At 45.0% G+C, this 12,798-nt stretch carries 13 protein-coding genes; 3 read left to right on the forward strand and 10 right to left on the reverse strand.

The features are described from left to right. Positions 1-4: 4 nt before the first annotated feature. Positions 5-1,585, forward strand: coding sequence for an SWIM zinc finger family protein (locus MKX62_RS04480; protein ID WP_187045911.1), 1,581 nt, complete (start codon positions 5-7; stop codon positions 1,583-1,585). Next, entirely contained in the window at positions 1,582-4,323 is a 2,742-nt protein-coding gene (locus MKX62_RS04485) for a DEAD/DEAH box helicase (protein ID WP_340740891.1), read from the forward strand. Before MKX62_RS04480 ends, MKX62_RS04485 begins: the two co-directional genes overlap by 4 nt. A gap of 74 nt (positions 4,324-4,397) precedes the next feature. Here MKX62_RS04485 and MKX62_RS04490 read toward each other — a convergent pair whose 3' ends face one another. Together MKX62_RS04490 and MKX62_RS04495 are read right to left on the reverse strand one after the other, a co-directional pair. After that, positions 4,398-4,559, reverse strand: a complete 162-nt coding sequence (locus MKX62_RS04490) for a hypothetical protein (protein ID WP_156476111.1) — start codon at positions 4,557-4,559, stop codon at positions 4,398-4,400. 532 nt (positions 4,560-5,091) lie between these two features. Further along, on the reverse strand, positions 5,092-5,532 hold the full coding sequence (locus MKX62_RS04495) for a single-stranded DNA-binding protein (protein WP_197485343.1): 441 nt from the start codon (positions 5,530-5,532) through the stop codon (positions 5,092-5,094). A gap of 272 nt (positions 5,533-5,804) precedes the next feature. Here MKX62_RS04495 and MKX62_RS04500 point away from each other — a divergent pair, with 272 nt between their 5' ends. Beyond that, positions 5,805-6,248 carry a YwpF family protein gene (locus MKX62_RS04500; RefSeq protein WP_067213070.1) on the forward strand — a complete coding sequence of 148 codons (444 nt, stop codon included), beginning with the start codon at positions 5,805-5,807 and terminating at the stop codon, positions 6,246-6,248. Between the two features lie 490 nt (positions 6,249-6,738). Here the strand turns inward: MKX62_RS04500 and MKX62_RS04505 are convergent, their stop codons facing one another. The 8 genes from MKX62_RS04505 to MKX62_RS04540 form a co-directional block, all read right to left on the reverse strand. Continuing rightward, on the reverse strand, positions 6,739-7,116 hold the full coding sequence (locus MKX62_RS04505; protein ID WP_067213073.1) for a hypothetical protein: 378 nt from the start codon (positions 7,114-7,116) through the stop codon (positions 6,739-6,741). A gap of 97 nt (positions 7,117-7,213) precedes the next feature. Continuing rightward, positions 7,214-7,600, reverse strand: coding sequence for a hypothetical protein (locus tag MKX62_RS04510; RefSeq protein ID WP_067213076.1), 387 nt, complete (start codon positions 7,598-7,600; stop codon positions 7,214-7,216). 85 nt (positions 7,601-7,685) lie between these two features. Further along, on the reverse strand, positions 7,686-8,132 hold the full coding sequence (gene fabZ, locus MKX62_RS04515; protein WP_067213080.1) for a 3-hydroxyacyl-ACP dehydratase FabZ: 447 nt from the start codon (positions 8,130-8,132) through the stop codon (positions 7,686-7,688). A 51-nt stretch (positions 8,133-8,183) separates the two neighbouring features. Next, complete coding sequence (locus tag MKX62_RS04520; protein ID WP_082786736.1) at positions 8,184-8,510, reverse strand: DNA-directed RNA polymerase subunit beta; 327 nt, start codon at positions 8,508-8,510, stop codon at positions 8,184-8,186. A 113-nt stretch (positions 8,511-8,623) separates the two neighbouring features. Beyond that, the gene (locus tag MKX62_RS04525) at positions 8,624-9,460 is read right to left on the reverse strand and encodes a flagellar hook-basal body protein (protein ID WP_340740892.1); all 837 of its coding nucleotides are present in this window, start codon (positions 9,458-9,460) and stop codon (positions 8,624-8,626) included. A 30-nt stretch (positions 9,461-9,490) separates the two neighbouring features. Next, on the reverse strand, positions 9,491-10,330 hold the full coding sequence (locus MKX62_RS04530) for a flagellar hook-basal body protein (protein ID WP_067213085.1): 840 nt from the start codon (positions 10,328-10,330) through the stop codon (positions 9,491-9,493). A 44-nt stretch (positions 10,331-10,374) separates the two neighbouring features. Continuing rightward, the gene (locus MKX62_RS04535; protein ID WP_340742546.1) at positions 10,375-11,367 is read right to left on the reverse strand and encodes a rod shape-determining protein; all 993 of its coding nucleotides are present in this window, start codon (positions 11,365-11,367) and stop codon (positions 10,375-10,377) included. Positions 11,368-11,732: 365 nt separating this feature from the next. Next, on the reverse strand, positions 11,733-12,002 hold the full coding sequence (locus MKX62_RS04540; RefSeq protein ID WP_067213089.1) for a sporulation transcriptional regulator SpoIIID: 270 nt from the start codon (positions 12,000-12,002) through the stop codon (positions 11,733-11,735). Between the last annotated feature and the right edge of the window lie 796 nt (positions 12,003-12,798).

Below are 12,798 nucleotides of genomic sequence, written 5' to 3' on the forward strand. Positions count from 1 at the left end.
TCCGATGAATATGACTGTCGAACGTGTATCCTACTTGCACGAAAATGAAATAAATGAATTTATGAATACAATTAAACATGCCCTACGGCCAGATATAGAACGCAATGCACTCGAAATCAGACGTGCTGTGGCTCTTGTCAGAAATGGTGCCACCAATTCCTATAGGTATGCGCCATCTGAAGGCGCAGTAATAGCTACTCTCCTTGGCGTAGACTCAGAAAACGTGCGCCTTTCTTTCAACAAAGTAGATGCGAATTGTACATGCGGATACGCTGGCTGGTGTTCGCACCGAATTGCAGTCGTATTTCATCTTTATTCACAACACAATTCTTTGAGCGAATGGCTACACGAATGGCGCAGAACTGAATCACAACAGATGGCACTGTCCATTTCAGAACGTACCCCAGATGCATGGATCGACGTCCTGACACGCTTAACTCAGCCGCTTCGTGCAATTGAAGTTGCGGAAAATCCGGGTGTATTCATCCACGAATCTTCTATAATTGATCAAAAAGCTACTCCGCTTATTCCGTTTGAATATGAATGGAAACCTCTTTTTGAACTTTATTATCGATTACATGTACTGGATGCTGGATGGACGTATGTAAAAGGCCATCTCGGCGGTGAACCAACTTCCTTTTTCTACGGGAAGTGGTATGTGCAAAACTGGTTGACGGAACAGCTCGGAAAGCTGAATGATAGCGTCAATGCAATCGGTGCAAAACCGAAACTGTTTGAAGCAGATGCTTTTCATGAACGGGTGAAAAGTCTCGTTCGAACATTCGCCCTAGGAAATTCCGGGCTCTTCCATGAGCGATTCCAAGTCTATCGTCTTTTTTGGCAGCAACTATTTCCTTTTCGAGCTGCCCGAGACACTGAACTAACGATTCTCACGAATGAAGAATCAGAGGAAGCTCGAATTTTCATCGCCTTTTTCCACTTGATTCAAGGAGAACATGATGAGTTAGCGAAACTCGTTACACATGTAACAGCTACTAATGTTGCTACATGGCTACCGCTTGCAAAACTAGCGGAAAATAATGATGAAACCAAGGCCCTATCTATAATTATGCACGCTTTGTTGCCCTTCATCGGCGATTACGTAAGTGATTCTGTTTCACTTTCATCTCGTCCTGCTTTCGTGCGGGACATCGATGGTTTATTCGAAGCGGCAGATTTCTCGGAAGAATTACGTGAAAGCATGTTTGCTCAATATGGTGAACCCGGCATCGATGTTTACGCTGACTTTTTGGTTGAACGTGAACGGTTCGGCGAATGGGCGGCTCTCATGCATAGATATGGGGTTTCATATGACGGCGCAGAAGCGGGTGGCTTAAAGGTCGCACTGGCTTCGGATCCATCAGCCGTCTTGCCCCTACTCCATACATTTGCTATGGGTTTCATCAAAGAAAAGAACCGTCACAGTTATCGGCGCGCCGTCAAATTGTTTAAACAAATGAAAACTGGTTCGAAGAAAAGCGGAAAAGCTGACTTTTGGAATCAATATATCGATACAGTGCGTGAAAAAAACCGCAGACTACGCGCATTGATGGAAGAAATGGAGAAAGGGAATTTGAACTTATGACAGGAACATTCACATTGAACCGCCTTTTTCGTCTGAGCATCCGTTTGATGGAAGACGAACTATATTCCATTGCCGCTGAAGATGGCAGAGGGTTGCCAGTCGCCCCAGATGATCTTGTTTCCTTCCTATTCTTCAACAATGAGCGTGCACTTTACGGGCTTCTTGCAAATATGGATGATGAAGTTGCTTATTTACAAGCAGACCAACTGCTTCAAGTTTTTTCTGTTATGCACCCCTATGTTACATTCGTTGGACTGACGAATGCAGACGATACTCAGCTTTCTTCAATTCGTGAGGCAACTAGCGCCTGGACCGACCCTAATCTATGGAATTATGCAGAAGTAGACGGTAACACTATTCGTTTTGACGGTAGCAAAGCGGGCATATCAGAAGGGGCTGCGGCCGTTATCAGCCAAGCAGTCAGCAGCAAACTTGCTGCATCTGCTATCAATCCCGATCTACTAGCTTCCCTGCTACCCCATTTACGGATGTACGGCTGGCCGGGCGAATCCGTTTCCACAATCCCAATCAGTGTTGCCTTCCGCTTAACTGAACCAGAAGCCGAGACAGATACGGAATGGCTTCTTGAAACGGTTATTATCGGCGAACGCGGTGCGCACTGGACACCTGCCGCCCGGAAAGTGAATGCACCTGCGGCTGATGCGCTTCCTGCTAAATGGAAACCATTCGCAGATGAAGTTGTGAAAAAGCAATCCGAAATGACATCATTCCTTGGCTCTGTAGAGCTTGCTTCAAGCGGAAGCTTTTTGTCCACACCGATGTCTGATCCGGAAGTACGGACATTCATTAAAGAAGACCTTCCGCTACTTCAATCGTTCGGCTATCCTGTCATCCTGCCTGCATGGTTGAAATCGGTGACAGAATCAAAATTGCGTATTCGAACGAACGCGGGCATACAATCGTATAAATCGGCTACAGGCTTGGACGAAGTGCTATCTTTCGATTGGAATTTCTCTCTTGCTGGTAATCCAATTGATCAGGATTCATTCCGTAAGCTCGTCGATGAAAACCGTGAATACATCCGCTCTGGTGATGAATGGTTCCATATCGATCCCCTTTGGCTCAGAAAAATTCGTGATTTAATGGATCGTGCGGATGCTGGGGAGTGGACTGTTAAAGACCTGCTGTTCCAAGACGTACCGGAAGAGATTGTTCCTCTTGAAGAGGACGAAGATATCGATGACCCACTTTTTGCTTTCACTATGCACCAGTCGCTTCGAGGCTATATGGAAATGCTAGCCGATAAAAAGGGGCTTCCAGTAGCCGGTATTTCAAAGGATTTACTTGCTGAACTTCGACCATACCAAGAAGACGGCTATAACTGGCTTACCTTTATGCGTGATAATAGTTTTGGTGCATGTCTTGCCGACGATATGGGACTGGGTAAGACAGTTCAGCTTATCACCTATTTACTGAATATCCATGCAAGACCTGATACAGATTCACCGTCACTCATCGTTTGTCCGACGAGTGTTCTCGGCAACTGGCAGAAAGAGATTGAACGGTTTGCACCAAAGCTTTCTGTCCATACACACTATGGCCCATTACGTGCAAAAGACGAAAGCTTTAAAGAACTAATGGCTCAACTGAAGCCCGACGTCGTTCTTACAACATACGGTACTGCTTCACAGGATGGCGAGATGCTAGCAGAAACGGAATTTGCCAGCATTACACTGGATGAAGCACAAAACATAAAGAACATGCAGACAAAACAGTCCCGTGTCATCCGAAAACTTCGCGGCAAGCATCATATCGCACTAACCGGTACACCGATTGAGAACCGTTTATCAGAGCTGTGGGCGATTTTTGACTTTATTCACAAAGGATACTTCGGCAGTTTCCGCAAGTTCACGGATAACTTCATCATCCCGATTGAACGTGATGATTCTGAAGCGGATAAGCGGAAGCTACGAGCAAAAATCCGTCCGTTCCTTCTACGCAGAACGAAGAGTGATCCCGATTTACAGCTGAATCTTCCACAAAAACTTGAGCAAAATGAATATTGTCCTTTAACGACTGAACAGGCTGCCTTATATGAAAGTTTCCTTGAAGAAACGAAATTCAAGTTGCAGACACTTACCGGTTTTGAAAAGAAAGGCCTTATTTTAAAAATGCTTAGCCGATTAAAACAGCTCTGTAACCATCCGGCCTTATTCTTGAAAGAACCGCACGCTCCAGCAACACAATTACTATCTAGATCCAATAAGCTAGACTTAATTGTGTCAATGGCAGCTGAAATCGCTGCTAATAAGGAACAATGCCTTATCTTCACGCAATACATTGGCATGGGGCAACTTATTCGTCAATGCTTGTCTGAACTTCATGGAATCGATGTACCATTCTTGACAGGCAGTATGCCGAAAGGTCAGCGTGACCGGCTTGTCGAGGCTTTCCAAGAAGGCGAATTCCCTATTTTCATCTTATCGTTAAAAGCTGGTGGAACTGGACTGAACTTGACTGGTGCAAACCACGTATTGCATGCAGATAGATGGTGGAATCCAGCCGTCGAAAATCAAGCTACCGACCGTGCTTATCGCATAGGCCAGACAAAATTTGTCCATGTCCATAAGTTTGTGACGATTGGAACTATTGAAGAAAAAATCGACAAGATGCTTGTCGAGAAAGCTGCATTGTCCGCGGATCTCATCCAATCAAGTCAATGGCTGTCTGATTTGTCCGAAACGGAACTGGACGATCTATTATCGTTTGACAACTAAAATTATGCTATGTAAGAAGACTCCTGAGCCACCAGTGGCACTGGGGTCTTTTTACTTACCGTTGTCGAATCCTCTTACACACGTTCCGCAAGTGGAATAATATGTACAGTTCCGAATTTTTTCTTCCTTTCTAGGTCTTCAATTCGATTCAGGCGATTGTTCTGATTGGCTACAATGCTGATTAATTGTTCAATTTGCATTTCCATCCGTTTCATGTCCTTTTTAATTGTAGTCATGTTCCACACTCCTTTCTCTTCATAATCCGCTTGTGTGGATCCCATTGACGGAAACAGCCTCCGTCCTCGGGATCCCCATTAGCGTTTTTCGACGTAAGATATCCGACCCCATCGGATATTAGCGTTACATTCCCTTATTTACCGCGAACAGACGCCACTGAGCATCTGTTCGCGATACTTTACTCTCACTCTGACCGAACATGGGCAGAACCCCTTCTGTTGACATGTACGGTTATTTCTTTTCCTCACATATAGCCTATTAGCGCCTACAGAATACAGGTCATTCAGCCTAGGCGGATTGAACCCCATCCCCCTTAGTTGTCAAGACCAGCAGGATGCTGATCATGCAGTCGTTGTCGCAATACGCGGCGACTTTAGACTACCTTCCTCTTGGGCTGCGTTCCACTAACAAGAGCTTTGCTTACTACCTATCCATTTTCAGTTGTCGGTACCGCCCCGGTTTGTCGTCCGGCTAGTCTATCCCCTCCTTTTCACGACCATTCCCCGGCTTTTTATGTATCATTGTGCCTGGTCAAAAAATCGGTAATCCTTCTGTTTCACGGCTGGGGAGATTGAAATGCTCAGCATCACTTTTCTCCTCCGTCGGAAGTGTCATTCTACCTACCTGTTCACTATACAAGTTGTCATTGGTGCGTTTTTTCGTTAAAATGAACCGGATATCCTCAGCAATCACCTCTGTTACATAGACTCTACTCTTGTCTTCGCGTTCGTAGGACCTAGACTGAATGCGCCCGCCTACCCCGATTAGAGATCCTTTACCGCAATGTTTAGCAGTATTCTCCGCCGCCTTTCCCCACAGCGTACAAAGTACGAAATCTGTCTCCACTTCTCCTTTTTGGTTTTTAAAATTGCGGTTCACAGCAAGTACAAAACTTGATTGTACCCTTCCTTCTGATACTCTTCTCAGAATTGGATCTTTTGTAATACGTCCAACCAGTGCAACTTGATTCAATCGATTTCCTCCTCTCTCGTTTATTAATTTCATCTTACTTGGTTTAGTCTAATTTGTGCAATACACGATATCCCAATTTTCAGTCTATTATTCGCTATAAAAACCCTATTTGCTTAACTACGAAGTTACATTTATCTACATAAACGGCATAACCTTATGCCAGACTTGAATTTATCCGATTCGTCAATAATTTAAGTTTGCCATGTTTTAAGTTTGTCGATGAAATTTGTGCCTATGGTATAATAAAAGGAAAAAGATTGAGGTGGATACCGATGAAAACATTCAAAATGTTGTCTGTCGGAATATTACACGAAGAGCGTATGCTGGATTTCCCTCTCATAGACGGAATTATAATCAATCAGGAGAACAGTCACCGTATGTGGATATTGGAGATGTTCATTGATAAGGAACATCAACCCATTTTTGAAAAGTGGATGGCTGATGAAGAATTACTTGAAGTGAAAGTCGTTATTTCTTATCCTGAAAATGAACCAGCTGCTTTTCGCGTTGCTGTCAAAGGGGTTAAGTTGATTGGGGATAATGTCTCTGTGTTAATGAAAGGCCGCTTGAAACGAGCACGTGCACAGTATGCAGAACAGTTGCTGGAAGAATTGATTGGTGAGGGAATGGGCGGCGCCGAATTGCTACAGCGGTTCGAATCCGATATGCGCTCTCGACCACGTTTAAAAAAGGATCAAGAAAAAGAGAATGAATGACTTCGTGCTGCCTGGAATACGGGCAGTTTTTTTGTTGAGAAAAACTGTAAGACACACTGCGCTTTTGTATACGGCTAGACTTCAGCGCCTAGCCCCTGGAACCACACGAAGTGGGTCATGCAGTCGTTGCGACAGGACGTCGCGATTTTAGACTGCCTTCCTTTATATTCGGACTTGAAGATAAAGGCAAAGAACGCCTTTTTCATCAAGTCTTTCAGTGCCTGTCGGGGCTGAACAGACGCTTCCACTTTTGTATACGGCTAGACTCCGGGCGCCAAACGCTCGGGTCATAAGGCAGCCCGACTGTGCGGCAAAAGACGCCGCTTGGGCCTGTGGGATGCAGGTCATGCAGTCGTTGCGACACGACGTCGCGAACTTAGACTGCCTTCCTTTTACCTGCCTTATGCCTGTCGCGTCTGGGCGGCGCCCTGCGCTTTTGCATAAAAAAACCGCCTCTAGTGTTACGAGGCGGTTCCCGCACGGCTTGCGGTTAACGATTGTTTCCATTCGTTTTGTTCCGATCTAGATTTTTGTCGCTAGTTGTACCAGTTGGTGTATTCGTGTTCGTTTCTCCATCATTAATAACGCCTTCATTCGGAGTCGCGTTGTTATCATTTTCGATGACATCGTTTCGTACTCCATTGTTGTTATTAATGACTCCGTTATCCACACCGGTGCCGTTCTCGTTCTCGAGACCATCCATATTCGGTCCTGTTTGCTCATCGTTCACTTCGGGTGTTATGTCCTTCGTTCGATCCTCCACTTTTTCCATTGGAGTTTCATTGTTATTCGGAACTGCATCGTTGTTTGCACAAGCTGTAAGGACTAGTCCCGACATAAGAACAAGTGGTATCGCTTTTTTGAACATGAAAAGATTCCCTCCTCTCCACAAGCCGTCTATCACACAAACCTGTATGATACTTCGTAGCTTTGCCCGAAATGAGGGAACTATCCATGTTTCTTTTTTAAGCTTCTAAATATTTTTTTAGCAATGTGTCAATGTATACCGCTTCGGCTTTACAGTGATACTCGTAATGAGTATCAAGCTCTTCCTGCATGCTTTGGATCTCCACAATCTGTTCTTCAGATGGCGGCTCACTGAGGATGCGGGCGATGATTTCATTGATACGCTGCGCGAGGTCTTCATGGAATTCCGGATCAATTTTCATTTCTTCTGGAATTTTTGAATACCAGAGTGCTTTTACGGTAATATATTCACGCCAGCTGGCGATATAATCATCGATACTGAATTTTTCACCGGACCACTCGATATCGCTCATGTATTGTTCGAATGTCTGTGTGATGGACCTAGTAATGCTACTTTTTAAATTTGGAGAAAGATCTTTAAACATACTGATTTGTTACCTCCCACTTTAGAAGTGCATTGTAACCGCACCGTAATGACCATTGTAACCAAATTTCAAGGTGTTCGCAAATTTAGTTCCCATTTTTTGAAACTATAGGACCTAATGCAAACGTAATTTCTGTTTCGCATGCGATTTCTCCGTTAACCGTTGCGATTGCTTTACCTTTACCAATCGTACCGCGAAGTCGTGTGATTTCCACTTCGAGTTTTAACGTATCACCTGGCGTTACTTGCCGTTTGAAGCGACAATTGTCAATCCCGGCAAAAAAGGCAAGACGTCCTTTATTTTCTTCTTTTTGCAATAAAGCGACGGCACCAACTTGTGCGAGCGCTTCCACAATAAGAACGCCTGGCATAACCGGATAACCTGGGAAATGTCCATTGAAGAAATCTTCATTGATTGTCACATTTTTTATGCCTACTGCTCGTTTTCCTTCTTCGACCTCAAGAATCCGGTCTACCATAAGAAACGGGTAACGATGCGGCAAAATCGCTTGTATCTGTTCTGCTGTTAGCATAGTCATCCTCCTGACATTTCAGTACTTTTCTATTCAAAACGAAAGAGTCTTTTACGACTCTTTCCCATTAATGATATCCATAATGTGAATCCAAGTTTCTTTCTTAAAGACATCACTCGAATCCCCATCACCGATACTGCTGTATCCTACCAAGGCACCAAGATAGGCTGCACCGGCTAGAAGCAAGAGAACAAGTATCACACGAAGCCAAATTGGAAGGATGCGAATTTGGACCCAAAATTGCTTTTTCGGTGGAGTTTCCTCCACCGGCTTATTTTGTCTTCCGCGTTCTTTACGAGTAGACCGAATTAAAGGCGGTGCACTCTCCTTTTTCCTTGAATCATTCGAATTCAAGTTGTTTCTTTTTTCATCTGTCATATTCAGTACTCCCTAATTGTCCGGTCATCAGATAGCTACCGGATGCAGGTAGACTACCCTTTTCGTCTGTCTCATACACTTCAGAGCCGAACGATACTATTTTTATCAAGAACTTATCGGATGCCGTTAATCAGACCGAGCATTTGATCTGCAAGCGTCACTGCCCGCGCATTAAATTGATAATTACGTTGCACACTAATGAGATCCGTCATCTCTTTCTGAGAGTTAACGTTCGATGCTTCGAGTGCCTGACCTTCCAATCCAATTACGTTTCGCGCTGCACCTTGTAATTCAGTTAGAACTTGCTGTTGTGTGACACCAAGATCCGCCAAATTTTCAGGCAACGCGAAATTCGTTCCTGATAAACGCTGCATTAAATTTGGACGTTCCATCACTGTCACGGCCAGCTCGATTGTTTGCGTCGTCTCGTCTGCATTTGTCAGTTGCAAATTTCCACCTGGGTTAACTGTATAATTTGTAACATTATCGGAAAACGTAATTGGCAATCCCGCACTGTTTGCAACCGGATATCCGTCACCATTTACAAGCATCACTTGTCCATTAGCAACTGGAGAAACGTAAAAATTCCCTTGACGTGTATAGACAGTTTGTTCCCCGCCTCCGTCAGGCATTAGGACATTGAAATACTGTTTTGGTGTAGTCAGTGCAAAGTCGAGTTCGCGGCCCGTCATTTGCAATGAACCCGCTTTCCAGTTCATCTGTGATTGACCAAGTACAGCACCTGATCCGTAGCGGATGCCGGTAGGTGATTGACGCGGCGCAGTATCTGCTTTGTCATTGTTGAATTGTTGGTATAACATCTCTTGGAATTTAGCATCGCTTGCTTTATAACCATTCGTTGAAATGTTCGCAAGGTTATTTCCGATTATATCCATTTGACTTTGCAATTGACTCAACGTATTTGTTGCTGTCGTCATTGTGCGTATCATGCATCCCGCTCCCTTTCAAATCGCGTGTCATTAGTTGACACGTCCCACTTCCGTTACTGCCTTTTCCATGCTGCGGTCATAGGCTTGAAGAATTTTTTGATTGGCCTCGAATGCACGGTATGCAGTAAGCATGTCCGTCATCGTTCGTGCTGCATCAACATTGGAACCTTCGAGATAACCTTGCTGCATCGAATAGGTGACGCCTGCCGTGCCGTTTGCGGCTGCAAGGTTTTCGCCGCCTTCTGTTACGAACATGCCATTTCCTTGTTTCAGAAGCATGTCTGGGCGCTGTGCAAATGAAATACCAAGTGTTGCGACAGCCGTGTCGCCGTCCATAATTATGCCTTCATCCGTTACACGAAAATCATCGTTTTGCAAGGCAATCCGTTGCCCGTTATTATCAAGAACATAGGCGCCACCTGCACTTGTCAAAAACCCGCTTGGATCAAGTGTGAAACTACCGTTCTTTGTATATTGCTCACTTCCACCTTCATTTTCAAGTCTGAAGAAGATGGCACCCTGAGTTCCTGTTTCTGCATCAATCGGTAAGCGACCGTCAATCAGAGCGATATCGGTCGTCAGCTCAGTTTCGCGCAATTGTCCCTGCGTGAATAATGGCAACGTCTCCTGCATGTAAACACCCGTTGAAACTGAACCTACCGGAGATAAGCCCTTCATTTGAAAGCCATTTTCTGTTGGGATTTTTGCCGTGTTAATACTCGACATATACATTTCAGGAAACGAGCGAATCACCGATTGCTCCGCCTTGAAGCCTGGCGTGTTGGCATTCGCCATATTATTCGCCAGCATTTCTGTTCTGCGTTGCTGTGCAATCATCCCTGATCCAACTGTGTAAAATCCACGGAACATATGTCCACCTCCTCTTACTTCAAAATTAGAGTTGTTAACAATTTCTAACGGTTAGAGATTTTATCCATATTCTCCAATAAAATGCCTGTCCCAATTGCAACGCAATCGAGCGGATTATCTGAAATGAATACAGGTACTTTCAATTCATCAGCGAGTAATTGGTCGATGCCGTGCAATAACGCACCGCCCCCAGTAAGAAATACGCCACGATCGATAATGTCAGCAGACAATTCAGGTGGTGTTTTTTCCAAGACATTTTTCGCTGCATGGACAATCATATAGATTGATTCTTTTAGTGCTACAGCGATTTCATCTGAATGGATTGTCACAGTGCGGGGAAGTCCCGAAACCATGTCACGTCCTCTTATGTCTATCTGTTCTTTTCGACTGCCTGGGAAAACCGTACCAACATTGAATTTGATATTTTCTGCAGTTCGTTCTCCGATAAGCAACTTATAATGGTGTTTAATATATTGTGTAATATCGTTGTCAAAAGTATCTCCAGCTACAGTGATCGAGCGTGATGTAACGATATCTCCCATTGATAAAACAGCGACATCCGTTGTACCTCCACCAATATCGACAACCATGTTGCCGCTCGGTTGGAAAATATCCATTCCAGCTCCAATTGCTGCAACTTTTGGTTCTTCTTCAAGATAAATTTTCTTACCGCCCGATTTTTCAGCGGCTTGCCGAATGGCTTTCTGTTCAACACTCGTAATGTTTGTAGGACAACAGATAAGAATTCTAGGTTTTGATAAAAATCCTTTAACGTCCAATTTATTAATGAAGTGGCTAAGCATAGCTTCAGTTACATCAAAATCAGCGATAACCCCGTCTTTCATAGGTCTAATCGCAATAATATTGGCAGGCGTCCTACCAACCATTTGTCTTGCTTCTTCTCCGACTGCCAGTACTTTATTCGTGTTTTTATCAATTGCCACGACTGAGGGTTCGTTTAGAACAATCCCTTTTCCTTTAACGTGTATTAAGACGTTGGCCGTACCGAGGTCAATTCCAATATCTTTTGCAAACATTGTTTCTGTTTCCCCTTCCACCTGCATCATCGGATATTCCCGTGTATGTATACGCTTCTAACTAACAATTTTACCATAGTTAACTGGCAATGAATATACTTTAGTACTATTTGATTGAAAGATTAAAGGAAAAGTGGAAGCGCCTGATCAGCTCCGACAGGCACTGAAAGGCTTTAAGAAAAAAGCGGTCTTTGCCTTTATCTTAAAGTCTGAAGTGACCCGAGGAGCTAGGCGCTGAAGTCTAGACAATCGAAAAGTGGAAGGCGCCGTTCAGACGCGAAAGACATATCACGAGAGAGTTTAGCGGCAGGAGCCTAGACAATAGGAAAGGCGGATCGCAATGAGTCTGCGATCCGCCTTTCATCCTAACTGCTTCCTACTTTTTTCGTTTCGTTCATCCATTTAACTCTCGTCGCCTCGCCGCCCCGTAAATGTCTGACAGACTTATGATAGGCAAGTATTTTTGCGACTTCTTCAGACAGTGCCACATCGACGTTAGGCAAACGTTCCGTCAAATCTTTGTGGACCGTGCTTTTCGAATAGCCTGTCGCTTTTGCTAACGCCCGTACGGTAAGTCCAGTTTCCAGCAACATTTTTCCGAGGCGCACGCATCGCCTCCGTATTTGCTCGTGCACGCCCTCTTCCTTTCGTGTCAGGTCCGATTCTTCCTTTATCTTATGCAATTAATGGGCTTGATATGCGGGCGGTCGTTGAGGGGTAGTAGATTAGTTGGCGTGCGGATATTATCGGGTGGCGTGGGATATGATCGGGTAGCGTGAGATATGATCGATTCCACGGCGGTTATGATCGGGTCGCGTGGGATATGATCGATTCGGCCACGGTTATGATCGGCAAGCGCGGGATATGATCGATTCGCCGACGGTTATGATCGGCAAGTGTGAGATATGATCGATTCGGCGGTGGTTATGATCGGGTAGCGTGGGATATGATCGATTCGCCGACGGTTATGATCGGCAAGCGTGAGATATGATCGGGTCGCGTGGGATATGATCGATTCCACGGCGGTTATGATCGGGTAGCGTGGGATATGATCGATTCGGCGACGGTTATGATCGGGCGGCGTGGGATATGATCGATGCGGCGGCGGATATGATCGGGTCGCGTGGGATATGATCGATTCGGCCACGGTTATGATCGGACAGCGTGAGATATGATCGATTCGGCGGTGGTTATGATCGGACAGCGTGAGATATGATCGATTCGCCGACGGTTATGATCGGGTGGCGCGGGATATAATCGATTCGCCGACGGTTATGATCGGGTAGCGCGGGATATGATCGATTCCACGGCGGTTATGATCGGGTAGCGTGGGATATGATCGATTCGCCGACGGTTATGATCGGCAAGCGCGGGATATCATCGATTCGCCGACGGTTATGATCGGCAAGCGCGGGATATCATCGATTCGCC

This window comes from Sporosarcina sp. FSL K6-5500, assembly GCF_038005665.1.
Lineage (GTDB): Bacteria > Bacillota > Bacilli > Bacillales_A > Planococcaceae > Sporosarcina > Sporosarcina psychrophila.

Bases quoted from the DNA above. Each gene is read 5' to 3' on its own strand.
- MKX62_RS04535 (WP_340742546.1), bottom strand. From the start codon at position 11,367: ATGTTTGCAAAAGATATTGGAATTGACCTCGGTACGGCCAACGTCTTA.
- MKX62_RS04490 (WP_156476111.1), bottom strand. From the start codon at position 4,559: ATGACTACAATTAAAAAGGACATGAAACGGATGGAAATGCAAATTGAA.
- MKX62_RS04505 (WP_067213073.1), bottom strand. From the start codon at position 7,116: ATGTTCAAAAAAGCGATACCACTTGTTCTTATGTCGGGACTAGTCCTT.
- MKX62_RS04480 (WP_187045911.1), top strand. From the start codon at position 5: ATGAATATGACTGTCGAACGTGTATCCTACTTGCACGAAAATGAAATA.
- MKX62_RS04510 (WP_067213076.1), bottom strand. From the start codon at position 7,600: ATGTTTAAAGATCTTTCTCCAAATTTAAAAAGTAGCATTACTAGGTCC.
- fabZ (WP_067213080.1), bottom strand. From the start codon at position 8,132: ATGCTAACAGCAGAACAGATACAAGCGATTTTGCCGCATCGTTACCCG.
- MKX62_RS04520 (WP_082786736.1), bottom strand. From the start codon at position 8,510: ATGACAGATGAAAAAAGAAACAACTTGAATTCGAATGATTCAAGGAAA.
- MKX62_RS04485 (WP_340740891.1), top strand. From the start codon at position 1,582: ATGACAGGAACATTCACATTGAACCGCCTTTTTCGTCTGAGCATCCGT.
- MKX62_RS04500 (WP_067213070.1), top strand. From the start codon at position 5,805: ATGAAAACATTCAAAATGTTGTCTGTCGGAATATTACACGAAGAGCGT.
- MKX62_RS04530 (WP_067213085.1), bottom strand. From the start codon at position 10,330: ATGTTCCGTGGATTTTACACAGTTGGATCAGGGATGATTGCACAGCAA.
- MKX62_RS04525 (WP_340740892.1), bottom strand. From the start codon at position 9,460: ATGATACGCACAATGACGACAGCAACAAATACGTTGAGTCAATTGCAA.